We start from the raw sequence: 24,290 nt of genomic DNA on the forward strand, positions 1-24,290 counted from the left end.
CTAATTCGCTTTAAAGAATTATAAATTCTACGTACTTTTATAGGCTCGTATTTTTCAGCACAAACTTCAAAGAAATCACAACATGTACTTAATATTTGATACCGAAACCACAGGATTACCTAAGCGTTGGGATGCACCAATTACAGATACAGATAATTGGCCTAGATGTATTCAAATTGCTTGGCAATTACATGATGAGATGGGTAACTGTATCGAGCATCAGGATTATTTAGTACAACCAGAAGGTTTTAATATACCTTATGATGCTGAAAAAATCCATGGTATATCTACAGAATTAGCTCAACAACAAGGGATTCCGTTATCTGAAGTTTTAGAAAAATTTAATGTTGCGCTTAGTAAAACCAAGTATGTAGTCGGTCAAAATGTAAAGTTTGATTTAAATATTATGGGAGCGGAATTTGTTCGCGAAAGCGTAGAAAACCCATTGCAAGAACTTCCGGTTTTAGACACTTGTACAGAGCATACTGCAGAGTTATGTCAGATTCCAGGTGGACGTTATGGTAAATTTAAGTTGCCAACTTTAACAGAGTTGCATCAGTTTTTATTTGATCAGCCTTTTGCAGAAGCGCACAACGCAACAGCAGATGTGGAAGCGACAACACGTTGCTTTTTAGAGTTAATAAGATTAAAAAAATATACAAAAGAGCAATTAGACGTTCAGCCAGAGTATTTTGAGCATTTTAATAAGGCAAATCCGCAAACCATACAGCTTATTGGATTAAAGCATATTAACCTTAAAAAGGAAAGTGCTAAAATCCAAGCGCAATTACAAAAGCAGAATACAAACGAGATTTCTTCTGCCGAAATTAAAGAAAACATCAAAGATCTGCAATCTGTAGATTTTGTTCATTTACATAATCACTCGCAATTTTCAGTTTTACAATCTACTATTAGTATTACTGATTTGGTTGATTTGGCAGCAGAGCAAGATATGCCTGCAGTAGCACTTACAGACCATGCAAACATGATGGGAGCCTTCCATTTTGTAAAGGCTATTAATGGTCATAACAGAGCAGTAAAAGCTAAAAATGCAGAAGCAGAAGCGAGAGGAGAAACACCTAAAGCCAAAGAAATAAAAGGGATTTTAGGATGCGAGTTTTTTGTTTGCGAAGACCATACAGATAAAACTAGAAAGGATAATGGGTATCAAATTGTCCTAATTGCTAAAAATAAAAACGGATACCACAATTTAGCTAAACTGTCATCGCATGCGTTTGTTGATGGTTTTTACTATTTACCACGTATTGACAAAAAATTAATCGAGCAGTATCGCGAAGACTTAATTTGCTTGACAGGAAACCTATATGGTGAGGTGCCAAGTAAGGTTTTAAATGTTGGAGAAAGTCAAGCGGAAGAAGCGTTGCTTTGGTGGAAAGACTTATTTCAAGACGATTTGTACATAGAGCTTATGCGTCATGATCAAGAGGACGAAAATCGTGTAAACCCAACGTTAATCAAGTTTGCTAATCAACACAATATTAAGCTTGTTGCAACTAATAATACCTATTACGGAAAACAAAGCGATGCTAATGCACACGATATTTTATTGTGTGTTAAAGATGGCGAAAAACAATCAACACCAATAGGTAGAGGTCGTGGTTACCGATACGGTTTACCAAATCAAGAATATTATTTTAAGTCTTCAGAAGAAATGAAGGCATTATTTAGAGATATTCCTGAAGCAATTACAAATATCCAAGAAGTTGTAGATAAAATTGAAGGATTTGAGCTTGCTAGAGACGTATTATTGCCAGCGTTTGATATTCCAGACGAGTTTAAACATGTCGATGATGAGGTAGATGGAGGAAAACGAGGAGAAAATGCTTTTTTAAGGCATTTAACCTATGTTGGAGCTAAAAAACGTTATGGAGAAGAGCTGTCCGATGAGGTTATTGAACGATTAGATTTTGAACTTTCAGTAATTGAAAATACTGGATATCCTGGATATTTCTTAATTGTAGAAGATTTTATACGCGAAGCCCGAAAAATGGATGTATCGGTTGGTCCAGGACGTGGTAGTGCTGCAGGATCTGTTGTAGCTTATTGTTTATGGATTACAAATATTGACCCTTTATTGTATAACTTACTTTTTGAGCGTTTTCTAAATCCGGATCGTGTAAGTATGCCAGATATTGATATCGATTTTGATGATGAAGGTCGTAGTCGTGTCATGGATTATGTAATAGATAAATATGGAAGTAATCAAGTAGCACAAATTATTACCTATGGTACTATGGCTGCTAAAAGTAGTATCAGAGATACAGCACGTGTATTAGATTTACCGCTTTTTGATGCAGATAGGATCGCGAAGTTAATTCCGACCATGTCTAAATTAAAAAAGATTTTTGGTTTAAGTGAAAAGGAACTAGGCCAAAAGTTTAGAGCTGAAGATCTGGAAAAAATTAACGAGCTTTTTAATATTTCGGAAGGTGATAATTTAGAAGCCGAAACAATAAACCTTGCTAGAAGTTTAGAAGGCTCTGTAAGAAATACAGGTATTCATGCCTGTGGTGTAATTATTACACCAGATGACATTACTAAGTTTGTACCTGTATCTACAGCAAAAGATTCAGACTTATATGTAACCCAATTTGATAACTCTGTAGTAGAGGATGCAGGATTACTTAAGATGGATTTCTTGGGTTTAAAAACGTTAACCTTAATTAAGGATACTGTAAAAATTGTGAAGGCTAAACATGGTATAGTTTTAGATCCTGACACTTTTCCTTTGGATGATGTTAAAACCTATGAACTCTTCCAGCGTGGAGAGACAGTTGGTGTTTTTCAATATGAATCTCCTGGAATGCAAAAACACTTAAAGGATCTTAAACCTACCGTTTTTGACGATTTAATTGCAATGAATGCACTGTACAGACCTGGTCCAATGGAATACATACCAAGTTTTGTACGCAGAAAACATGGTGATGAGGATATTGAGTATGACTTACCAGCAATGGAGGAGTACTTAAAAGAAACCTACGGAATTACAGTATACCAAGAGCAAGTGATGCTTTTATCACAAAAGTTGGCAGACTTTACAAAAGGTGAAGCCGATGTCTTGCGTAAAGCAATGGGTAAAAAACAAATTGCGGTTTTGGATAAAATGAAACCAAAATTTGTTGAGCAAGCTAGTGCAAAGGGACACGACCCTAAAAAGTTAGAAAAAATTTGGAAGGACTGGGAAGCATTTGCAAGTTACGCCTTTAACAAATCCCACTCGACGTGTTATGCTTGGATTGCATACCAAACAGCATATTTAAAAGCGCATTATCCAGCAGAATATATGGCTGCTGTACTGTCTAATAACATGAATGATATTAAGCAGGTAACCTTTTTTATGGACGAGTGTAAGCGTATGAAGTTACCAGTACTTGGTCCTGATGTTAATGAGTCTTATTATAAATTTTCTGTAAATAAAGACAATGCTGTGCGATTTGGTATGGGAGCCATCAAAGGGGTTGGACATGGTGCAGTAATGACTATTGTTAATAATAGAAATGAAGATGGACCATATACGTCAATCTTTGATTTAGCTAAACGTATAGATTTACGTGCAGCTAATAAAAAAGCTTTTGAAAACTTAGCGCTTGCAGGTGGATTTGATGAGTTGGGAGACACACATCGTGCACAATACTTTTTTAAAGATGGTAGCGAGTTGACCTTTTTGGAAAAAGCAATTAAATATGGTGCTAAGCATCAGGAAAACGAAAATTCGGCACAAGTTAGTTTGTTTGGAGGTGAGAGCGATGTGCAAATTGAAGAACCTATTATTCCAGAGTGCGAAACTTGGGGAACAATGGAAAAATTGTCCAGAGAACGTGAGGTGGTTGGTGTCTATATTTCTGGGCATCCTTTGGATGATTTTAGAACAGAAATGAAATCGTTTTGTAATGGTAAAATTTCTGATTTTCATGATCTTAATCCGCATGTTAACAAAGAAATTACCTTTGGAGGAGTAGTAACAGATGTACAACATCGTGTTAGTAAACAGGGTAAAGGTTGGGCATTATTTACTATTGAAGATTATACAGACACCTTTGAGTTTAGGGTATTTGGAGAAGAGTATTTAAAACATCGTCCCTTTTTGTTACAAAACACATTTGTTCATGTTAAAGCATTTGTTAGAGAAGGATGGGTTAATAGAGATACTGGTAAAAAAAGTGAACCTAGATTACAATTTAATAGTTTTCAATTGCTGCACGATGTTATGGAAAAAAACGTCCGTAAAATATCAATTCAGCTAAATATTAAAGAGTTGGAAGCAGAGAAAATTCAGTATTTAAAAGAGTTAATCTCCATGCATCCAGGTAATCATGCACTAAACTTTTTAGTCTATGACAATAGAGATAAAATTAAGCTAACCATGATAAGTAGAAAACAAAAAATTAAAGTGACTAATGAGTTGTTAAATGAGTTACAAGAGCAACAGATTCATTATTTAATTAATCAATAAAAAAACTTTTGTAAATTGTAAAGGTTAAAACCTTAATTTAGTAAAAGTCTAGATAGGATTAAATTGTAATTCATTCTAGCATAAGCCAAACCAATGCAGTAATAGTTAAAACAAATTGTTTGGTTGTAAGCTTTGGCAATATTTTTGACTAATATTGCATATTAACACGTAGTAAAACACAATTAAAACATAATATTATGGCATTAGAAATAACAGATGCAAACTTTGAAGAAACAGTATTAAAAAGCGATAAGCCTGTAGTAGTTGACTTTTGGGCAGCCTGGTGTGGACCATGTCGTATGGTTGGACCAATCATCGATGAATTAAGCACTGAGTATGAAGGTAAAGCCATCGTAGGAAAAGTAGACGTAGATGCAAATCAAGAATTTGCAGCAAAATATGGTGTACGTAACATCCCAACGGTTTTAGTATTTCAAAATGGTGAAGTAGTAGGACGTCAGGTAGGTGTAGCACCAAAAACAGCTTACGCTGAAGCATTAGACGCTTTATTATAAGTCAATGTTATTAAAGTATTGATAAAAGGTTTGCTGTAATGGCAAACCTTTTTTACTTTAGTTGAAACTATAATAAATGTCTAAATAAATTAAAGGCTTTATTTGTATAGTGATATTAAACTTTAAGATTTAAACGATCAAAATTATAAAAAATGAGTAAAACAATAAAAGTACAAGATGCTATTGATGCTAAGCTTTTAGAAGAGCGTAAAGTGTTTCTTTGGGGAATGGTAGATGATAAATCAGCAAAGCATGTTATAGATAGATTGCTGTATTTAGATAGCTTAGATACAAAAGATATTACATTATACATTAATAGTCCAGGTGGTTATGTAACCTCAGGATTTGCAATGTACGATTGCATAAAAAGTTTAAAAAGTGACGTCTCTACAGTATGTACAGGACTAGCAGCATCAATGGGTTCAATATTACTATCTGTTGGAGCAAAAGGAAAACGTTTTATTCAACCACATGCAAGAGTCATGATACATCAACCAAGTGGTGGTGCACGTGGTCAAGCAAGTGATATTGAAATTACAGCTCAAGAAATTGTTAAAACAAAAGAGCTAAGTGCTCATATTTTAGCAGACAACTGTGGTCAAACATATGATAAAGTAATGAAAGATTTTAATCGTGACCATTGGATGGGAGCAGATGAGTCTGTTGCTTATGGTATTGTTGATGGTATAGCTGAGTAATGAAACTACAAGACGAACTTAATAAAGCAGGTGGATTTAAAAACCTCGAACATTTGGCAAAACAAGTGGTCGAGGGTTTTATATCTGGAATGCATAAAAGTCCGTTTCATGGTTTTTCTGCAGAGTTTGCAGAGCACAAAATTTATAATCAAGGTGAAAGTACACGTCATATAGATTGGAAGCTATTTGCTAAAACAGATAAACTGTATACCAAACGGTATGATGAAGAAACTAATTTACGTTGTCATATTATTTTGGATAATAGTAGTTCTATGCATTATCCAAAAATGGACAACTACGCTTTAGGAACTTTAAATAAGATTGCTTTTTCTGCGTTAGCCTCAGCAGCTTTGATGCATATCTTAAAAAAACAGCGAGACGCTGTAGGACTAAGCATATATAGTGATGCATACGATTTTTACGCACCAGAAAAAGGTAGCGAGCGTCATCATCAAATGCTAATCCATCAATTGGAAGAAGCTGTTAAAGCAGACCCTAGGACTAGACAAACAGATACCTATGTATATTTGCATCAAATAGCAGAGAAGATACACAGACGCTCTTTAATATTTGTGTTTACAGACATGTTTCAGGCTTCAACAAATCAAGAGAAGTTATTTGAAGCTTTAAGACATCTAAAACATAATAAGCATGAGGTGGTTTTGTTTCATGTGCATGATAAAAATAAGGAAGTTGCTTTTGATTTTAATAATAAGCCCAAAAAGTTTATTGATATAGAAACTGGAGACTACGTCAATTTATATGCAGACCAAGTCAAGGATAATTATAAAAACGAAATTTTAAATTATTTTAATGATTTAAAAATGAAATGTCTGCAATACAAGATTAAATACGTTAATGCTGATGTAAATCAGGCGTTTGACAAAATTTTGACTACGTATATGATCGAGCGCGAAAAATTTATTTAAAAAAAATAAAAAAAAAGTGAAAAAAAGTTTGCGACATTGATGAAGAAGTGTATCTTTGCACTCGCAATAACGCAACGGTCTGGTAGTTCAGCTGGTTAGAATGTCGCCCTGTCACGGCGAAGGTCGCGGGTTCGAATCCCGTCCAGACCGCGAAAATTGCTAAAAGCTCCGATTTATCGGAGCTTTTTTTGGCAATAAAATTTAGTTGTGTTGTTTTGATAGATGTAGTAGTCTATCAAACTGGTAGAAAGCTAGTCAAATAGCTTGAACCGATGGAAAGCTTTCCTTTTTTCTTCTAGAAAATTGGGATGCTTTTTTGTTTTAGGACACTTCGTCTATGTTATTTGCTTTTCATCGAATTATTTACTACTTTTACTCTATGTTATGATATTTTCGTCGGGCTTTAAAAGTTTCCCTCAAATATTACCTCTATTAAAGCTAATTAATTAATCTTCTTGGACATACAAATAATTAGTGTGTGATTTTGGTAAGCTATAGTATTAGCTTACTGTTAGTATATTTAAATTTTAAAATTAATATATAACTCAAAATTAACCTTAAATAATTATTATTATGAAATCCCTAAAAATTACATTAGTAGCAATCTTTTCTATCGTATTATTAACTGGAGTAAGCGCTTTAAACGATACAACACCAAACAAAGAAAATTCTAATACTGAAGTTAAAAAAGTAGATATTAAGTTGCTTGCAACTAATGGTATCAAAAAAGATAAGGTACCATCTCAAGGATAGTCTATTGTTTTATTGGCATAGTGTTTTAAGCATTGAAAAATTATCAGTGCTATGTATACCTATATTTATCTATTTTATCCTAAATTTGGTTTTACCTTAATTTTGTAAATAGATTGATAAAATATTTTCCATTAGTAATTTTACTTTTTGCTAGTCTAGGTTTTAGTCAGAGTTCCGACTCAATATACTATTACAGAAACTTAGCCAAAAATGACCAAATAACTACGGAAGATAGAATTATCTATGCTAGAAAAGCAATTACATTATCTGCTAAAACTGATAGTGATTCTACTTTATTAAATAGTCAAAGGGTCTTATCTTTTTTATACATTATTGATGGGCAAATAGATAATATCAAATCAATAAATCTTGATAATTTATCTCTTGCTAAAAAAATAAAAGATTCGGTATCAATAGCAAATGCATACTATAATCTAGGCTACTCTTATGGTAAAACACAAAAAGTAGATAGTGCTTATTATTATTACTTTAACGCAGTTAAGCTTTACGATAAGTTAGAAGATTTTAAAAATTATGCTGCTGTTTTATTAAATATGGCAAATATCCAAGAGTCTGAAAGAGATTATATTGGAGCACAAAATAATGTAATTAAGGCCATAAATGTTGTTGATAAACTTCAAAAAAACGACTATAATGTAGATACAGAATGGTCCTTATATAACCTTATTGGTATAATATCAGGAGAGCTTCAGCAATATGATAACTCAATAGAATATCACAACAAAGCGATTAATAGTAGTAATAAACTAAAGGATAATTATTTCTACAAAATCTATTCTAACGTAAATATAGCTTCGACTTATCGAAAAAAAGGGGATTACAATCTTGCTATTGATAAGTACAATCAAATTTTAGAAAGCAGTAAACTGTTATCAGAGGATGCTTCGACTTATGCTTATGTAATAAACGATTTGGCGTATTCTAAATTTTTGCGTGGTAAGGATTCTAATAAAGAAATTGAAACCCTTTATAGACAAGCGTTTAGGCTTAGTGACTCCATTTCAGATAAAAATATAAAGATGTCTGTTAGTCTTAATTTTTCAGACTATTTTAAAACCATTAATCAACTTGATTCTGCAGCGATATATTCTACTACAGCATATTCTTTGGGTAAAGAGTTAAAGCATAATAAGACTATTTTAAAAGCGCTTTATATAAAGTCTGAAATTGAAAAAGGTGAACCTTCTAAAAAATATCTCTTTGAACATATTAGACTAAATGATAGTTTGCTTTTTGCAGAACGATCAAGTCGAAATAAATTTATGAGAATTGATTATGAAACGGAAGAAATTAAACAAGAAAATCAACAAATCTCACGTCAGCGCTTGTGGTTACTTATTGTTTCTGGAGGGTTATTATTTACATTGTTTTTTCTGTACATTATTAAAACCCAACGTGAAAAAAATAAAGAACTACAGTTAGAAAGACAGCAGCAAGAAGCTAATGAGGAGATATACAAACTCATGTTATCTCAGCAAGATAAAATTGATGAAGCAAGAAGTTTAGAAAAAAACAGAATATCTAAAGATATTCATGATGGTATATTAGGAAAACTTTTTGGAGTAAGACTTAGTTTGGATGGTCTAAATTTAAGCGTAAATAAAGAGGCTATTGACAAAAGAAGCCATTATATAAGCGAGCTTAAAAATATAGAAGAAGACATCCGTAAAGTATCCCACGAGCTAAATACCGACTTTATAAAACAATCTGGTTTTTTGGATATTGTCAAGACGTTGGTTGATGCACAAATGAATGCTTATAAAATAGAGTACACTTTTTATGGCGACGATAGTATTGATTGGGATGCATTAAATAATAAAGTAAAAATTCACCTGTATCGTATTTTGCAAGAAACAATGCAAAATGCATATAAACATGCTGAAGCAACTAAGGTGGATATTTCATTTAAAATGGAAGCTAATGCATTAGTTTTTTGCATTTCGGATAACGGAAAAGGGTTTGATACACATAAAGCTAAAAAAGGCATTGGATTAAAAAATATAGAGGATAGAATACAAGAAATTAATGGCGAGCTTAAAATAAAAAGCCATGAAAATACAGGAACTAAAATTATAATTATTGTCCCTACAATTAATAATTAACCTATGGAAAGTAAAGTATTAAAAATATTAATGGTTGATGATCACCCAATGATTATTGAAGGTTATCAACACACATTATTAGCTACAAAAAAAGAAAATCAAATATTAGAAATTGATATTGCTACGGACTGTGACTCTGCTTTAGCTGCGATAAAAAAATCAAAAAGTATTGGAAAACCCTACGATATCTATTTTTTTGATATTAGCATACCTCAATCCTCAGATGGTATTTATAAATCTGGAGAAGATTTGGCCAAACATATTAAGCAGACACAACCAGAAGCTAAAGTGGTTATTTTAACCATGTTTAACGAGGTTTACAGAATACATAATATAATTAAAACAATAAATCCTGAAGGGTTTTTAATTAAAAGTGATCTAACATCAAGCGAGTTAGCTAGTGCTTTTGAGGTTATACAAACAAAACCGCCATTTTATACAGGAACAATAAATACTATTATTAAACGAAGCATCTTTAATCCTATTGAAGTGGATGAGATAAATCACAAAATGCTTTACTATTTGTCATTAGGTATTAGGACAAAAGATTTAGTAGAGCCTTTAGGCATTACATTAAGTGCAATTGAAAAGCGTAAAAAAAATCTTAAAGAATTATTTATTGTGGATGATGGTAAGGACGAAACGCTTATTAGCATAGCTAAGGAGAAAGGCTATATTTAAATTTAAATGTTAAATTTTAGTTTTTTTTAGCTGTCAAAAATCTTTCAAACAACTTAGTATTACTAAAACTTGCGGTTTTAACCACAGTAACGTTGTGGTTTTAACCACAATAGGTAAATGTAAGATTATATATATTTGTTATATAACTTAGTATAAAGTTAATCATTCCCTTCAAACTTCTGTTTGATTAATAGCATTTACATTTACACACTATAAAGCAACATTTAAGGATGTTGCTTTATCTTTTTATACCATTAGGTGTTTGTATTCCCAAAACGTAGCAATAAAATATCCAAAGTATACAATAGCTACTATAAACTTTAATAAGGTTCCTGTTATAAATCCTAAAAACGATCCAAACGCAGCTTTTAGTGCCTGATTATTATTAGCATTATTATATTTTTCACCGATAAAAGCACCAACAAATGGACCAATAATTATGCCTCCTGGAATAGGCGAGAATAAGCCAATAAATAATCCAATAGTTGTTCCAATGACTCCAGATCGACTACCACCAAATCGTTTGGTACCAATTGCAGGAATAAAATAATCTAAAGTAAATATAGCTATAGCTACAATACCTGTAATTACTAAAAAAGTCGTGTCATTGGGTACAGCTGTAGTCATATATAAAAACAATAAGCCAATCCAACTTAATGGCGGACCAGGAATAATAGGTAATAAGCTGCCAGCCAATCCAAATAATATAAACATTAAACCTAACAGGCTAAATAAGATATCCATTTCTTTATTTTATTAATAAGACTGATTAAAAGAAAGATTGTTACAATTTTATAACTAAAAAATTAGTTTAAACTATATTTTTAGTTATATTTGAATCATTCAACTAAAAAGTTAGTTTAAAAAATGAAAGCACTTACCAAAGCAGAAGAGGATATTATGCAAGTTTTATGGCAGCTAGAAAATGCTAATGTTAAACAAATAATTGAGTTTTTACCAGAACCTAAGCCAGCATATAACACAGTGTCCACCATTGTTAGGATTTTAGAATCTAAGGGGTTTGTAGATTATAAAAAACAAGGAAAAGGACATATTTACTTTCCTGTTTTAAAAAAACAAGATTATAGTAATCAATCGATTACTAAATTGGTGGATAATTATTTTCAAGGTTCGTTTAAAAGTATGGTCTCTTTTTTTGTTAAAAAAAATGACATTAGTTTAAACGAGTTAGAAACGGTATTAAAGGAGATTAATAAAAAAGAATAGTCATGATAAATTATTTGTTTCAGAGTATTTTATTTCAGCTATTATTTTTAATAGTCTATGATTTGTTTTTAAAAAGAGATACTTTTTTTAGTCACAATAGGTTGTATTTGTTAATTACATCTTTATTGTCATTAGTTATTCCCTTAGTTAAAGTTAGTGGGTTTAATAACCTAATAGATACATCATCTATAATGGTATTGCCAGAATTAGTTTTAGGGAATTTAAATAATCAATCACCAACATATGAGTTTAGTAATACTGTATTTACAGTAACTAATGGATATTTATTGGTCACATTATTTATTTTTATTTTATTTATTATCAAGCTAATTAAGATTATAAAACTTATCCATCAAAATCCAAAAAGCCAATATCATAACTTAACTATTGTCCATTTAAAAGATACAAACACAGCCTTCTCTTTTTTTAATTATATCTTTTTAGGAGATACATTAACAACCACTCAGAGGCAATCTGTTTTTGAACACGAAAAGATACATGCCAAACAAAAACACACCTTTGATTTGTTGTGGTTTGAGGTCTTAAAGATTGTGTTATGGTTTAATCCTTTAGTGTATTTATATCAAATCAGAATTAGTAATATTCACGAATTTTTAGCGGATCAAAATGCAGTAAAATTCAATAAATCCGAGTATTATCAACAATTATTACAGCAAGTTTTTAATGTTAAAACGTATGCTTTTATCAATCCATTTTTCAATCAATCATTAATCAAAAAACGAATCATTATGTTACAAAAATCAAAAACGAAACAGACACATTTAGTTAAGTATTTATTATTAATTCCTATGGTTTTAGGAATGTTAGTCTATTCATCTTGTTCCAACGAAAGTGAAGCAACCAAAGACCCAATAGTAAATATGCAGACCGAAACATTAGATGTAAACAACAGTAAGCAAATAGGTGTAGACCTGCCATTTTCTGCTATTGATCAATCCCCTTTATTTGAAGCCTGTAAAACGCTTGTTGACAAAGACCAACAAAAAAAATGTTTTTCAGATCAAGTATCTAATCATGTCCTAAACAATTTTAATACTAAATTAGCTGATAATTTAGATTTAAAAAAAGGAATCACTAAGGTGTTTGTAAGTTTTAAAATAAGTAAAACAGGTGAGATTATTGATGTCATGTCAAGAGCAATACATCCTGATCTTGAGGCAGAAGCCAATCGTGTAATAAATAATTTACCTAAATTGACACCTGGTATGCATGAAGGTAAAGCAGTAGATGTTGTTTACGGTTTACCAATCGCGTTTAAAATTAAATAAATGAAAACCTTTAGTGTCATAGTAAGTATTTTGTTATTTGTTAGTGTTAACGCTCAAACATCCATTCTAGAAACTGCAGATAGTTTATATAATCACGGAAATTACACTAAGGCAATCCAATTTTATAATCAGTTAGATAATACTGCAGATTATACGGATAAAATAGCCAAATCCTATCAATATTTAGGCAACTATGACCAAGCAGTAGGCTACTATAATAAGTCAGTAGTAAATAGTCCAAATAATCTTTTATTTAAGTTTGAATTAAGTAAATTATTGTTTCAAAATGGTCAATTAGTCCAAGCTAAAAACCATTTGATGGACCTAATAAAAGCAGATCAATCTAACCCTAATTACTACTATTATTTAGGGTTGGTTGGTAATGCTTCAGACGATTTTGAAACTGCTCAGAATAATTTTTTAAAAGCCTTTCAACTTGATCAAACACATCAAAAAGTAATTTTTGAATTGGCTAAATACAGTCTCCAAAAAAGAGCATTTAAAAAAGTTGAAGATTATGTAAATAAAGGGTTAGAATCCTATCCCAATAACAAGCAATTAATAGGACTTATTGCTCAAAAATACTATTTAAATAATGAGTACCATGAATCCATAAGTCAGTTTTTAAAACTCTTAGATTTGGGCGAAACAACTAAGTTTGTTTACGAAAAATTAGGGTATTGTTATGGTAAAGTTTACTATTACAGTAAGGCTATAAAATATTTAGACCTAGCTTTAAAGTTAGACCCAAAGGATGCTAATAATCATTATTTATTAGGTATCAATTATGAACAAATCCGTGAATATGATTTAGCCGAAAAGCATGTTTTAGAAGCAATTAAACTGCAGGATCAACCCTTGGATGAGCAGTATGCTAAATTAGGTGTTTTATACAATTTACAAGATAAACCAGACCAAGCGATTCAGGCTTTTACTAATGCAATAAAAGAAAATCCAAAGACAGAGTCTAATTACTTTTTTAGGACCTTTACAAAATTGGATTATTTTAAAGACCTTGACGCTAAACAAAAAGAGGTTGAAAAGTATATTAATCAATTTCCGGACAGTAAATATTCAGAAATATTAAAGGTTAAATTAGCGACGTACAAAAGCGAAAAATTTCAAAATAAAACCGAATAAATTCATATTGTTAGATCATCGGTATAATTGGATTTTTATCTAGGATTTATATCAAAAATCAAATTTATTAGTATAATTAATAACTTTGTATGAAAAATACTATATATTGAAATGTATTAAATTTCTATTATTATGAAAAGATGTCTACCCTTGATTTTTGCTTTATTAAGTTTTGCAAGTATAGTAAATGCACAAACCGCTAATGATTGTAAACAAACCTGCACAATTGATAAAATAGTATACGAAACTGCTTTTTTAGGTGTTCAGTTTGGTAGTCCATGTGATAAAGAAAGTAAAACTGATCAAGGTGTTATTATCCTAAAAGTAATAGATAATACTGCTGCTGCAGAAAACAACTTGCAACCCTACGACTTAGTTTTGGCAATAGACGATTTAGAAGTAAATAGAAGAGGTGATGCTATGAATGCTGTAAAAGCTTATCAGCCTTTTGATACTGTAAAGTTAACGATTCAACGTGACGGAAAAATAAGTGTAAAAACAATCACATTAGGTGCTAAATCATCCAAAGTAGTTCAAGAGGAAGTGTGCTGCGATGCAATAACAACTACCTTATCTAAACAAAATATTAGTCTTTATCCAAATCCTGCAGTAAGCCAGTTAAATGTGGCTTTTAAAGCGGTCCTTAAAGGTGAGTATAATTTTGCTATTTACATGACTAATGGTGTACTTGTAAAACAATACAAAAAACGCTTTACTAAAGGTGATTTAAACGAAGTCATAAATGTAGATAAACTAGAGGATGGTGTCTATGTATTAAAAATTTCAAAAGACAATACAACCTATTCTAATCTGTTTGTAGTTAAAAGAAATTAATAACATACCAGTTTCTGTCATTTAAAAAAGTTGTACTTTTCGGCTATATTAGTTAATTATGAAGCAAATAGCTGTTTTCTTACTGTGTTTGATGTTGGCCTCTTGTCAATATTTTGATGTAGAGAAGACCTCTTCTGAAGCTATTTTAAAAAAAGAACTCAAAACTTTTAATTGGAAAGAAGTAGACAGTTATCCAAGTTTTAAAACTTGCGATACTTTACAGTCAAAATTAGATGCTAAACAGTGTTTTGAGACAACCTTAGCTAATCATATCTCAAGTAAATTGCAAGAACAAACTATTATTGTGTCTCAGGATATAAATGACACAATTTTATTATCCTTATTAATTTCAGAAAAAGGAGAATTAGTTATAAATGCTATAGAAATAGATAGTATTACTACCCTAGAAATTCCAGAAATTAAAACTATAATTACTAATAGCCTGGATACGCTACCTACAATTTATCCAGCTATCAAACGTGGACAACAGGTAAAGTCTCAGTTTAAATTACCTATAGTTTTACGGGTTAATTAATGGTGGTTATTAAAATCTAATAGCAAACTTTTTCATTAGTCTTAAAATCTCAACATACAACCAAATTAAAGTAACTAAAAGTCCCCAAGTTGCCATCCACTCTTTGTACTTGGAAGCTTTGTTTTTTTGTCTTTCTATGTAATCAAAATCTAGTAAAAGGGATAATGCAGCAAAAATGGCTGCAAAAATATTAAAACCAATAGCTAGCCAAGAGGTTCCCCAAATAAAAGATTTAATTCCAAAAAGGCTTAAAATCCAAGAGATAATATATACTAAAAATATAGTCGTGCACACGGTAATAATAACACTTTTAGTGGTGTTGGTTACTACAATTAAACGGGTTTGATATAAAAACAAAACCACAAAAAAGGTTACGATAGTTACACCTATGGCTTGATACGGTAAATCCGGAAACCTAGCCTGAGCATAAGCAGTAATACCACCAAGAAAAAAGCCTTTTGCGACAGCATATAATGGTACTAAAACATGAGCCCACTGTTGTCTAACAGAAAGCACAATACTAATAACAATAGTAGCAAGCATACCTCCAGAAGCAAACCATTTAATACTGGTTCCGTTGGCATATAGCTTCCAGATGGCAACAACAATAGTTGTTATAACTAGTAAACAAAATAAGGTTTTGGTCATAATACCTGTAACTGTCATTTTATGACCAGAAGCAGGGTTTTGATTTTTCCAAAAGTAATTTGTAAATGCTGGATTAGAAGTTTTTTCTAAATAACGCATGTTATAAATTTAACTTATAGCCTAAAGCAAGATCCAAAGGAAAGTTACCTTCGATATCTATAAAAGCTGCAAATAACGAATCCACAACAAGCGTGATATACCCATTTCCTAATTTGTAATCGGCTCCTAAACCAAAAATTAAAGGCACATCAAACCCAGAATTTTTTACTTCATCAATAATTATTGTTTCCGTATTGTTAGGGTCTTGATAGGTAATAGTAGTTTTGGATGTAGTAAAAGTAGCAAACTTAGTTTGTCCGTAAATATTAAAGCTTGGTTTGTTTAAAAATCTAAATCGGTAACCTAAAGCAATTTGGGTTGCGCTATATTTAAAATCGTCAGTATCTCCTGCACTACGTATATTTAAAAACCCAGAATGTTTTGGTGTTGGATTGTCCTGAAATACTTCCAATTCTGCTCCAAAAAAGGGTACAGATTTATTGTCTGGATTAACCACAAAAGGATGGTTGGTTAAACCGCTAAAAATACCAACTCTAGTTTTTAATTTTGGCTTATCGCTATTATATGTATAACTAGCATCGCTTGATGCATTGGCTTGGTTAATAAAATTTTTTAGACTGTAAAGTGTTAGTTTTACTTTGGAGGCATCTTGTCCTGTTGTAGCCTTTAAAGTAGTTTGATAAGCATTATCATATTTATTGTCTGCACCTTTAGTGTTTGTCAATTCTGTTAAGGCTTCATTTTGACCTTTAATAAAATAACGATAACGTCCTTCAAAGGTGTTCCATAACAAGTGGTAGTCACCCTCTACCTCTGTTTTAAGTTCAATTTTTTCGTTATTAAACGTATACGAGTTTTGTGCAATAGTAAGCGTTGTAAAGCTTAAGGCTAAAAATAAAACTAGGGTTTTCATAATGCTGTAGTTTGGTTTAATGCTAAAGTAAATGTTTTTGGCTGAAAAAGCTATTTCTTAAATGTTCGGTTTTTCCATTTATAGGTTGTAAACATAGATATAAAGGCAATATAAACACTAAAAAATGGGTAAATAAAACAGCTCCACAAATAATGCTTAAGCAATTCTTCTTTATTAAATAATTGGCAAGCTTTATAAATTAGTATAAAGTCTATAGCTACTTTTATAAAAAACAGATAAGCAAAAGGTTTTAATGCAAATAGTCCTAAAGTCACTAATAGTAATCCAATTACAAGACTAGCATTCATTAGTAATACTAGTAGCCCAACAGTTTTGGCAAAATTATTCTTATAATTGCTAGTTTTGCTAGCCCAACGTACACGTTGTGATGTTAAGTTTTTAAGATTGCTTTGTGGTTTTGTGGTAACTATAGCTTGATTGTTTTTTAAATACAGAATGCTTTGATTATCAGTTTTTAAAGCTTTTTCCATTAAAAAAATATCATCACCACTGGCAATATTTGTATTGCCTTCAAAACCATTTAGTTGTTTGAAAAACTGTTTTTGATAAGCTAAATTTGCGCCATTACATAAAAATGGTTTATTGATGCCAAAACCACCAATGGTAGCGCCAATTAGACTTAAAAAATCTAAAGTTTCAAAATAATTTAATAGTCCTTTGTTTTGATTATAGCATACTGGTCCAGCAATCATTTTTACAGTATGACTTTGTATAAAGTTATCAAAACTATCTAACCAGTAAATGGGTACAATACAATCTGCATCTGTGGTAATAATCCATTGGTGTTTAGCTTGTTTAATGGCAGATGTTATAGCGTCTTTTTTTGGTGAATTTGTTTCGCGTTGATTGTCTATTATTTTAATGTTATACTGAGTGGTTTGGTTGTTAGATAGTTGATTTTTAATGGTTTTAACCGAATCATCTTGTGAGTCGTCATTTACTAAAACAACCTCAAATAAATGTTTAGGATAATTTAAGTTTAAAAGAGAGTCTAATAATTCTGGTAAATTTTCGGCTTCATTTCTAAACGGAATAATTACCGTAAACGTGGTCTTTGGTGTAATATCTTGTAGTCTAAATTGTTTTACTTTATCAAACCCTAGTACAAAAAAGCCTATTAAAAACAGATACAGAATAGTAATAATTACAAAGGTGATTAGCATTTAACGTTGGTTTTTATTGGATTAAAGCGTAAAACAAAATAGCTTCCAATTAGGCTTGGTAATGCAAAATTAAGACACCACATAATTAACGCACAGCTTAAAACAGGAAGTTCTGCAATGTTAGCAAATCCAAATAAATAAATGGCAACGCTTCCTTTTATAACCACATCAAAAATTGAAATTGTCGGAATAATAGATGCTAGTAAATACAGTGTTGTAATTATTACCATAGCATTAGGATAACTTATTTCAATTCCTAAAAGGATTAAAATATAATAAAACTGAAAAGAGAATATTATATATCGTAATAACGATAGTACTAAGCCAATTGTAATGTATGGTAAACCTAGTGTTTTGATATAATTTGTTATTTTTTGAATAGAAAACCCCTTTATTTTATACTTACTTTGTTTTAATACAAATAGTGTTATCACAAAAATAATAATAGCTATAAATAACCCTCTTGATATTTTAATAAAATCAATAGTTGTGTCGTACGTATTATGGTATAAAATAAAACCAATAACGCCTAAAATAACTGTAATACCCATTTGCATCATACTACTAATTAAATTGATTAGTAATATGCGTTTTCGGTGCGCTTTTGGGTAGTAAATGGCTTTGGCACCATATTCTCCAATACGGTTAGGTGTTAATAAAGATGCTGTTAAGGCACCTAAACTTTGCTCTGAAGCTTCAAAAACCGACAGAACCTTAAGCTTGGATACTAAAAAACGCCATTTTATAATTTCTATAAACCAGTTTAAACCACTTAAAAAACTTAAAATCACTATGTTTTTTAGACTAAACAGTTTGTTTTGGTTTAAAAAGTGAATAAAATGACTAAAATTTAAAGTGTCATTATAAAGTAGTTTTTGGTAGATAAAATAAAATGCACCAACAACTATACTTAATTTAATAAGTACAAAAAAGAATTGTTTAGTTTTGTAAGGCAAGTTGCTGTGCATAAAAGTTGCGCCAATGTTGACGTTTGCAAATTAAACTAAATATTACACAATGTTATCTACTATCAAACACTATTGCTTACTATTAATTGCTGTTTTTACTTTAAGTACAGCAGAGGCACAAATAGAAACTAGTAAATGGAAAGCCTTATTTGCTGTAGGTTTTAACAGTCCATCACAAGACGGATTGGTGACTCCCTTTGAAGCTAATAGTATTAATTTTCCAACCATAAATTTAGGTGTTCAACGTATGTTTACGCCACAATTAGGAGCAAAATTAGACTTTGGTTATAACCGTTTTGCAAATGCAGATAATACACCAGAGTTTAAAACAAACTACACACGTGTAAATTTACAGTTTGTGTATGATGCTACACGCGATTTTAATTTTTTACCGTTTGGAACTGGAATGTTATTTCATGTTGGTCCTGGTTACTCTATGATAAAACCATTAGGAGATTATGGTGATAATAAAACCTCGTTTTTAAATGCAATGGGTGGCATGGAGTTTCACTACGGAATAAGTCAAACAGTTTCAGCGTTTGTGGATGCCTCCTATATATTAGGTTTTGCAGACAATTTTGATCCAATTACAGAAGGTTATGGATCTTTTAATGGCAATATGTTGACTGTAACTGTTGGTGTGGCTGTATCATTAAGTGGTTGTTATACATGTAACTAAATGAGTAAAGAACAAATTATACTAGGTATTGATCCAGGAACAACCATTATGGGTTTTGGTTTAATAAAGGTGGTTAACAAAAAAATGAGTCTTATTCAATTAAATGAATTGGATCTTAAAAAATACGATGACCATTATTTAAAGTTGAAATTAATTTTTGAACGTACCATAGAGCTAATTGAAACTCATCATCCAGATGAGATTGCTATCGAAGCACCTTTTTTTGGTAAAAACGTACAAAGTATGCTTAAGTTAGGTCGTGCACAAGGTGTGGCTATGGCTGCAGGATTAAGTCGCGAAGTACCAATAACAGAGTATGCACCAAAAAAAATTAAAATGGCAATTACAGGTAATGGTAATGCTAGTAAAGAGCAAGTTGCTAAAATGTTACAAAGCATGTTGGGTATTAAAACCTTACCAAAAAATCTAGATTCGATGGATGGACTTGGAGCAGCTGTGTGCCATTTTTACAATCAAGGACGTGTAGAGATTGGTAAAAGTTATACAGGTTGGGCAAGTTTTGTAAAGCAGAATGAAAAGCGCGTTAAAAAATAGAAACTCTTATATTTTACAACTAATAGCTTAATAAAATGTCAGGAATATACATACACATACCGTTTTGCAAACAAGCCTGTCATTATTGTGACTTTCATTTTTCGACGTCCATGAAAAAGAAAGATCAGCTTATTTTCGCTTTAGCGAAAGAAATGGAATTACGTAAAGACGAGTTTAAAAATATAACGGTAGAAACCATCTATTTTGGAGGAGGTACACCAAGTGTTTTGTCTGCAGACGAATTGCAATACTTGATAGATAGTGTCTATTTAAACTATAAAGTCACAGATAATCCAGAAATCACCTTAGAGGCAAATCCTGACGATTTAAACGAAGAGGTTATAATTAAACTCTCTAAAAGTCCTATTAATAGACTTAGTATTGGTATTCAATCTTTTTATGAAAAGGATTTAAAACTAATGAATCGTGCACACAATGCGCAAGAAGCTAAGCGCTGTTTGCAATTAGCAACCCAATATTTTGATAATATAAGTTTAGACTTAATTTATGGAATACCAAATAGTACAAATGCAGAATGGTTGGATAATATACAAACTGCATTAAGCTTTGGTGTACCACATATTTCTAGTTATGCTTTAACCGTTGAGCCTAAAACAGCACTAGCTAGTTTTATTGCAAAAGGGATTATAGACAATGTGGATGACGATTTGGCACACGAGCAATTTCATATTTTAATAGAGCAATTAGAGCAAGCAGGTTTTGATCATTACGAGTTATCCAATTTTGGAAAAAAAGGCTTTTATAGTAAAAACAATAGTGCCTATTGGTTAGGTAAACCATATTTGGGAATTGGACCTTCTGCTCATAGTTTTAATGGAGGTCAACGTGCTTGGAATGTAAAAAACAACGCGATTTATATCTCCAAAATTAATCTTAATCAATTACCATTGGAGGTAGAAACTTTGACTGTAAATGATAAGTATAATGAGTACGTCATGACTGGATTACGTACTATTTGGGGAGTTTCGTTAGATAAAATTGAAAAACAGTTTGGAGAATCTTTTTTGGAATACTTGTTGCTACAAGCTAATCAGTATATAAACAAACAAATGTTGTATATTGAGGATAACAACTTAAAAACAACAAAAACCGGTAAGTTTCTAAGCGACGGAATTGCTTCGGACTTATTTAAAATTATCTAATTTTGATTTCTACAATAACCATAAACAATAAAAAATATACCGTAAACTTAGCGCAACCTTTAGACATATCTATGCCACTTCGCGCTTCAATATCCAATGCTAATGCTTGGTATGTTGATGCTCCTAAAATAGAACCTGTTGTGGTTAACGACTGGACAGCAAGCGTTAAAGAAGGTGCATCGATAAATTTTAATAACATTCAATTTAATCCACATGCACATGGTACACATACTGAGTGTGTTGGTCATATTACAGAGCAGTTTTATAGTGTAAATAAATGCTTAAAACAGTTTTTTTATTTAGCTGAAGTTATTTCTGTAGCACCAGAATTAATAGGAGAGGATCAGGTGATATCAAAAGCGCAACTACAATATTTATTAAAACAGCGTAAACCTAAGGCTTTAGTTATAAGGACAATGCCTAATACTAAAGAGAAAAAATCTAGACAATACTCTAATACAAACTGGCCTTATTTAACAGAGGAGGCTGCTTTATTTATAAAAAAAATAGGAGTAAAACACTTATTGATTGACTTACCAAGTATTGATAAAGAGAAGGATGATGGCAAACTATTAGCACATAAAGCCTTTTGGGATTTTAATGGTAAGATTAGAAAAGATGCCACAATTACAGAGTTTATATACGTGTCAAACAAAATTGAAGATGGGAAGTATATTTTAAATCTTCAAATCGCTCCAATCGAGAATGATGCAACACCAAGTAAACCTATATTATATAAAATCGAAAATTAAATGGAAACATTTTTTACTTTAATTATAGGAGGAATCCTAGGGTTAGGTGTCTACACGCTTTATAATCATTTACAAAACAAAAAAAAGGTAACAGCACAGTCTGTTATACTATTGGATAAAATAAAAAAGGTCTGTAAATTTATAACTGTAGAAGGGGACTTTGCCGAAATCTATCACTATGAAGACGTTAAAGAACGGTTTTTAAAATTAGTGTCAAGCAAGAAAAAAGCCTTAGTAGTAATTAATGCTAAAGCCTATGTTGGCTACGATTTTAATAAAATTGAATTAACATCAAACCATAAAAAAAAGACCGTAACTATTAGTCATTTTCCGCAGCCAGAAATTTTGTCTATCGAGACTAATATTAATTATTACGATAAAAAAGATGGCTACTTTAATAGATTTGAAGCCACAGATTTGACCAATTTAAGCGAGGAAGCTAAGCAACATATTAGAGACAAAGTTCCAGAAAGCGGATTGTATAATGTGGCTAAAAAAGAAGCTTTAGAATCTTTACTTCTTGTTGAAAATATTGTAGAAACTATTGGTTGGACTTTGGACTATTCTGCTTTAAAAATTAGTGCTAAACAAGATAAGTTATTAAAATAAAGTGCATTTGGTCGATTAAATCGGTATTTAGTCAGATTTGATGTTTTAAGGATGTATATTTGTGGTAACCTATTTATGTTTTAATACCTTGATTTATAGAACCAAAGCTATTAGTTATGAACAAATTTTTACAATACATTAATGATACTTTATTAAGTCTAGACATTCCGCCAATCGCAACTAAGGAAGAAGCCCATTATTTAAAAAAACTAAGGAGGCAATCTAGCAAGTCTAATACAAAACATCAAAAATAAAATTAATTTGACTTTATATGGATATAGAGCAATTACGTACCTATTGCTTAAGTAAGCCTAAGGTTACCAATTCTTTTCCGTTTGATGAAAGTACCTTAGTGTTTAAAGTATTAGGTAAAATGTTTGCATTAGTACCACTAGAAAAATGGGAGCGTGGACTAGCATCTATAAACTTAAAGTGCGACCCAGAATATGCTATAAACCTTCGTGAAGCTCATGAAAGCATAGTACCTGGTTGGCACTCCAATAAAAAACATTGGAATACGGTCTACATCCATAAAGCCGACTTAAAACCAGAATTTATAAAGCAATTAATAGACCACTCCTATGATATGGTAATCAAAGGAATGACTAAAAAAATGCGGTTAGAATTAGAGTCTTAAAAACATTTATCGACACTTAACTGCAACTTATCTATATATAATTCTCTTTTAAAGAAATAAAAAATTCAACACTATATACCATGTTACCTTTGACACCATTAAACATATATTCTCACAGTATGAGTGTTCTCAATTTTTTTAAAGCCAAAATAAAAGTCATAACTAATGTTAAAGACAATACATTAGATAATATGTATGACAACCAGTATAGTAAAAGTTTGTATTTAAATTTAAAGCAATTAGAATTTATTTCAAATTTTGAAATGCATCTAGATAATAAAGACGTAGATAGTTATTCTCTTAGTTTTCTTCAAGAGCTATCTATAATTAAGCAGTCTGCTAAGCTAAATACAATACAATCTATTCGTTTTTATAAAAAACAAAAGTAGATTTTCCATTCGTCGACACTTAAATGCTATCCGTCGACAGTTATTAATGTCTAACCGAAATATAAATTTTAAACCTTGATTAAGGGGTAAATTTCGACGGATTAATACAAATACCCTCAAGATGATTAAAAAACTGAAAATTCTTCTAATTGAAGATGACATGATTGAAATAATGAAATTGAACAGAACAATTTCTACTCTAAAATTAGATCATACTATTATTGAAGCTAATAATGGTGAAGTTGCATTGCAAATATTAGAGAAAAAAGACAACTTACCTGACATAATTTTATTAGATTTAAACATGCCTAAAATTAATGGTATAGAGTTTTTAAAAATTTTAAAGAAGGATGATGTTTTAAAATATATTCCTACAATAATTTTGACAACGTCTAATAACCAAAAAGACTTGTTAGAATGTTATAAAACTGGTGTAGCAGGATATGTGATTAAGCCTTTAAAATATGAGGATTACGTAATCAAAATTGAAAGATTATTAGCCTATTGGAGTATAAATGAATTAATAGTAGTATAA

Annotated in this window: 26 protein-coding genes and 1 tRNA gene; 22 read left to right on the plus strand and 5 right to left on the minus strand. The window is 31.1% G+C overall.

From position 1 onward, the window contains the following. Window positions 1-82: 82 nt before the first annotated feature. The 8 genes from dnaE to WNY60_RS05485 all read left to right on the plus strand — a co-directional run bounded on the left by dnaE (window position 83) and on the right by WNY60_RS05485 (window position 10,173). On the plus strand, window positions 83-4,474 hold the full coding sequence (gene dnaE / locus WNY60_RS05450; protein ID WP_342861742.1) for a DNA polymerase III subunit alpha: 4,392 nt from the start codon (window positions 83-85) through the stop codon (window positions 4,472-4,474). A 158-nt stretch (window positions 4,475-4,632) separates the two neighbouring features. Continuing rightward, window positions 4,633-4,989 (plus strand): thioredoxin, encoded by a 357-nt coding sequence (gene trxA, locus WNY60_RS05455; protein WP_261375478.1) that lies wholly within the window; start codon window positions 4,633-4,635, stop codon window positions 4,987-4,989. Window positions 4,990-5,141: 152 nt separating this feature from the next. Then, window positions 5,142-5,687: an ATP-dependent Clp protease proteolytic subunit gene (locus WNY60_RS05460; RefSeq protein WP_145004010.1), complete on the plus strand. Its 546-nt coding sequence runs from the start codon at window positions 5,142-5,144 to the stop codon at window positions 5,685-5,687. Beyond that, window positions 5,687-6,616 carry a DUF58 domain-containing protein gene (locus WNY60_RS05465; protein WP_342861744.1) on the plus strand — a complete coding sequence of 310 codons (930 nt, stop codon included), beginning with the start codon at window positions 5,687-5,689 and terminating at the stop codon, window positions 6,614-6,616. Before WNY60_RS05460 ends, WNY60_RS05465 begins: the two co-directional genes overlap by 1 nt. A gap of 76 nt (window positions 6,617-6,692) precedes the next feature. Next, a tRNA-Asp gene (locus WNY60_RS05470) sits at window positions 6,693-6,766 on the plus strand. Window positions 6,767-7,189: 423 nt separating this feature from the next. Then, complete coding sequence (locus tag WNY60_RS05475) at window positions 7,190-7,369, plus strand: hypothetical protein (RefSeq protein ID WP_028283267.1); 180 nt, start codon at window positions 7,190-7,192, stop codon at window positions 7,367-7,369. Window positions 7,370-7,482: 113 nt separating this feature from the next. Further along, window positions 7,483-9,492: an ATP-binding protein gene (locus tag WNY60_RS05480; protein ID WP_342861745.1), complete on the plus strand. Its 2,010-nt coding sequence runs from the start codon at window positions 7,483-7,485 to the stop codon at window positions 9,490-9,492. Between the two features lie 3 nt (window positions 9,493-9,495). Further along, window positions 9,496-10,173, plus strand: coding sequence for a response regulator (locus WNY60_RS05485; RefSeq protein WP_145004004.1), 678 nt, complete (start codon window positions 9,496-9,498; stop codon window positions 10,171-10,173). A 246-nt stretch (window positions 10,174-10,419) separates the two neighbouring features. On the opposite strand, the gene WNY60_RS05490 is transcribed toward WNY60_RS05485, so the two are convergent. After that, complete coding sequence (locus tag WNY60_RS05490) at window positions 10,420-10,917, minus strand: DUF456 domain-containing protein (protein ID WP_145004001.1); 498 nt, start codon at window positions 10,915-10,917, stop codon at window positions 10,420-10,422. Between the two features lie 123 nt (window positions 10,918-11,040). Here WNY60_RS05490 and WNY60_RS05495 point away from each other — a divergent pair, with 123 nt between their 5' ends. From WNY60_RS05495 to WNY60_RS05515, 5 genes are all read left to right on the plus strand, one after another. Next, a complete protein-coding gene (locus tag WNY60_RS05495; RefSeq protein WP_292947998.1) occupies window positions 11,041-11,400 on the plus strand; it encodes a BlaI/MecI/CopY family transcriptional regulator in 360 nt (119 codons plus the stop codon). Window positions 11,401-11,402: 2 nt separating this feature from the next. Further along, entirely contained in the window at window positions 11,403-12,689 is a 1,287-nt protein-coding gene (locus tag WNY60_RS05500) for a M56 family metallopeptidase (RefSeq protein WP_342861746.1), read from the plus strand. Then, window positions 12,690-13,829 carry a tetratricopeptide repeat protein gene (locus tag WNY60_RS05505; protein WP_342861747.1) on the plus strand — a complete coding sequence of 380 codons (1,140 nt, stop codon included), beginning with the start codon at window positions 12,690-12,692 and terminating at the stop codon, window positions 13,827-13,829. A gap of 132 nt (window positions 13,830-13,961) precedes the next feature. Next, window positions 13,962-14,663: a PDZ domain-containing protein gene (locus tag WNY60_RS05510; protein WP_342861748.1), complete on the plus strand. Its 702-nt coding sequence runs from the start codon at window positions 13,962-13,964 to the stop codon at window positions 14,661-14,663. Between the two features lie 58 nt (window positions 14,664-14,721). Next, window positions 14,722-15,198 (plus strand): hypothetical protein, encoded by a 477-nt coding sequence (locus WNY60_RS05515; RefSeq protein ID WP_339808678.1) that lies wholly within the window; start codon window positions 14,722-14,724, stop codon window positions 15,196-15,198. Window positions 15,199-15,207: 9 nt separating this feature from the next. On the opposite strand, the gene WNY60_RS05520 is transcribed toward WNY60_RS05515, so the two are convergent. The 4 genes from WNY60_RS05520 to WNY60_RS05535 are packed head-to-tail and all read right to left on the minus strand — an operon-like array spanning window position 15,208 to window position 18,971. Next, window positions 15,208-15,945 (minus strand): Bax inhibitor-1/YccA family protein, encoded by a 738-nt coding sequence (locus WNY60_RS05520; protein WP_342861749.1) that lies wholly within the window; start codon window positions 15,943-15,945, stop codon window positions 15,208-15,210. A 1-nt stretch (window position 15,946) separates the two neighbouring features. Then, window positions 15,947-16,819: a hypothetical protein gene (locus tag WNY60_RS05525; protein ID WP_342861750.1), complete on the minus strand. Its 873-nt coding sequence runs from the start codon at window positions 16,817-16,819 to the stop codon at window positions 15,947-15,949. A gap of 50 nt (window positions 16,820-16,869) precedes the next feature. After that, the gene (locus WNY60_RS05530; protein ID WP_342861751.1) at window positions 16,870-18,003 is read right to left on the minus strand and encodes a glycosyltransferase; all 1,134 of its coding nucleotides are present in this window, start codon (window positions 18,001-18,003) and stop codon (window positions 16,870-16,872) included. Further along, window positions 17,997-18,971 carry a hypothetical protein gene (locus WNY60_RS05535; protein ID WP_342861752.1) on the minus strand — a complete coding sequence of 325 codons (975 nt, stop codon included), beginning with the start codon at window positions 18,969-18,971 and terminating at the stop codon, window positions 17,997-17,999. The genes WNY60_RS05530 and WNY60_RS05535 overlap by 7 nt, the downstream gene beginning before the upstream one ends. Window positions 18,972-19,020: 49 nt before the next feature. On the opposite strand from WNY60_RS05535, the gene WNY60_RS05540 reads away from it, so the two are divergent. The 9 genes from WNY60_RS05540 to WNY60_RS05580 all read left to right on the plus strand — a co-directional run bounded on the left by WNY60_RS05540 (window position 19,021) and on the right by WNY60_RS05580 (window position 24,290). Then, window positions 19,021-19,650 (plus strand): cell envelope biogenesis protein OmpA, encoded by a 630-nt coding sequence (locus WNY60_RS05540; RefSeq protein ID WP_342861753.1) that lies wholly within the window; start codon window positions 19,021-19,023, stop codon window positions 19,648-19,650. Beyond that, a complete protein-coding gene (gene ruvC / locus WNY60_RS05545) occupies window positions 19,651-20,205 on the plus strand; it encodes a crossover junction endodeoxyribonuclease RuvC (RefSeq protein ID WP_339808684.1) in 555 nt (184 codons plus the stop codon). Between the two features lie 35 nt (window positions 20,206-20,240). Next, window positions 20,241-21,368, plus strand: coding sequence for a radical SAM family heme chaperone HemW (gene hemW / locus WNY60_RS05550; protein ID WP_342861754.1), 1,128 nt, complete (start codon window positions 20,241-20,243; stop codon window positions 21,366-21,368). Window positions 21,369-21,370: 2 nt separating this feature from the next. Next, window positions 21,371-22,120, plus strand: a complete 750-nt coding sequence (locus tag WNY60_RS05555) for a cyclase family protein (RefSeq protein ID WP_339808686.1) — start codon at window positions 21,371-21,373, stop codon at window positions 22,118-22,120. Next, the gene (locus WNY60_RS05560) at window positions 22,121-22,729 is read left to right on the plus strand and encodes a DUF4230 domain-containing protein (RefSeq protein WP_145003957.1); all 609 of its coding nucleotides are present in this window, start codon (window positions 22,121-22,123) and stop codon (window positions 22,727-22,729) included. It abuts the gene before it with no gap. A 116-nt stretch (window positions 22,730-22,845) separates the two neighbouring features. Then, on the plus strand, window positions 22,846-22,983 hold the full coding sequence (locus WNY60_RS05565) for a hypothetical protein (protein WP_186439215.1): 138 nt from the start codon (window positions 22,846-22,848) through the stop codon (window positions 22,981-22,983). 17 nt (window positions 22,984-23,000) lie between these two features. Continuing rightward, complete coding sequence (locus WNY60_RS05570) at window positions 23,001-23,366, plus strand: MmcQ/YjbR family DNA-binding protein (RefSeq protein WP_339808688.1); 366 nt, start codon at window positions 23,001-23,003, stop codon at window positions 23,364-23,366. Between the two features lie 119 nt (window positions 23,367-23,485). Further along, on the plus strand, window positions 23,486-23,755 hold the full coding sequence (locus WNY60_RS05575; protein WP_145003951.1) for a hypothetical protein: 270 nt from the start codon (window positions 23,486-23,488) through the stop codon (window positions 23,753-23,755). 121 nt (window positions 23,756-23,876) lie between these two features. Beyond that, the gene (locus tag WNY60_RS05580; RefSeq protein WP_145003948.1) at window positions 23,877-24,290 is read left to right on the plus strand and encodes a response regulator; all 414 of its coding nucleotides are present in this window, start codon (window positions 23,877-23,879) and stop codon (window positions 24,288-24,290) included.

It is taken from the genome of Olleya sp. AS48 (assembly GCF_038900355.1).
GTDB lineage: Bacteria > Bacteroidota > Bacteroidia > Flavobacteriales > Flavobacteriaceae > Olleya.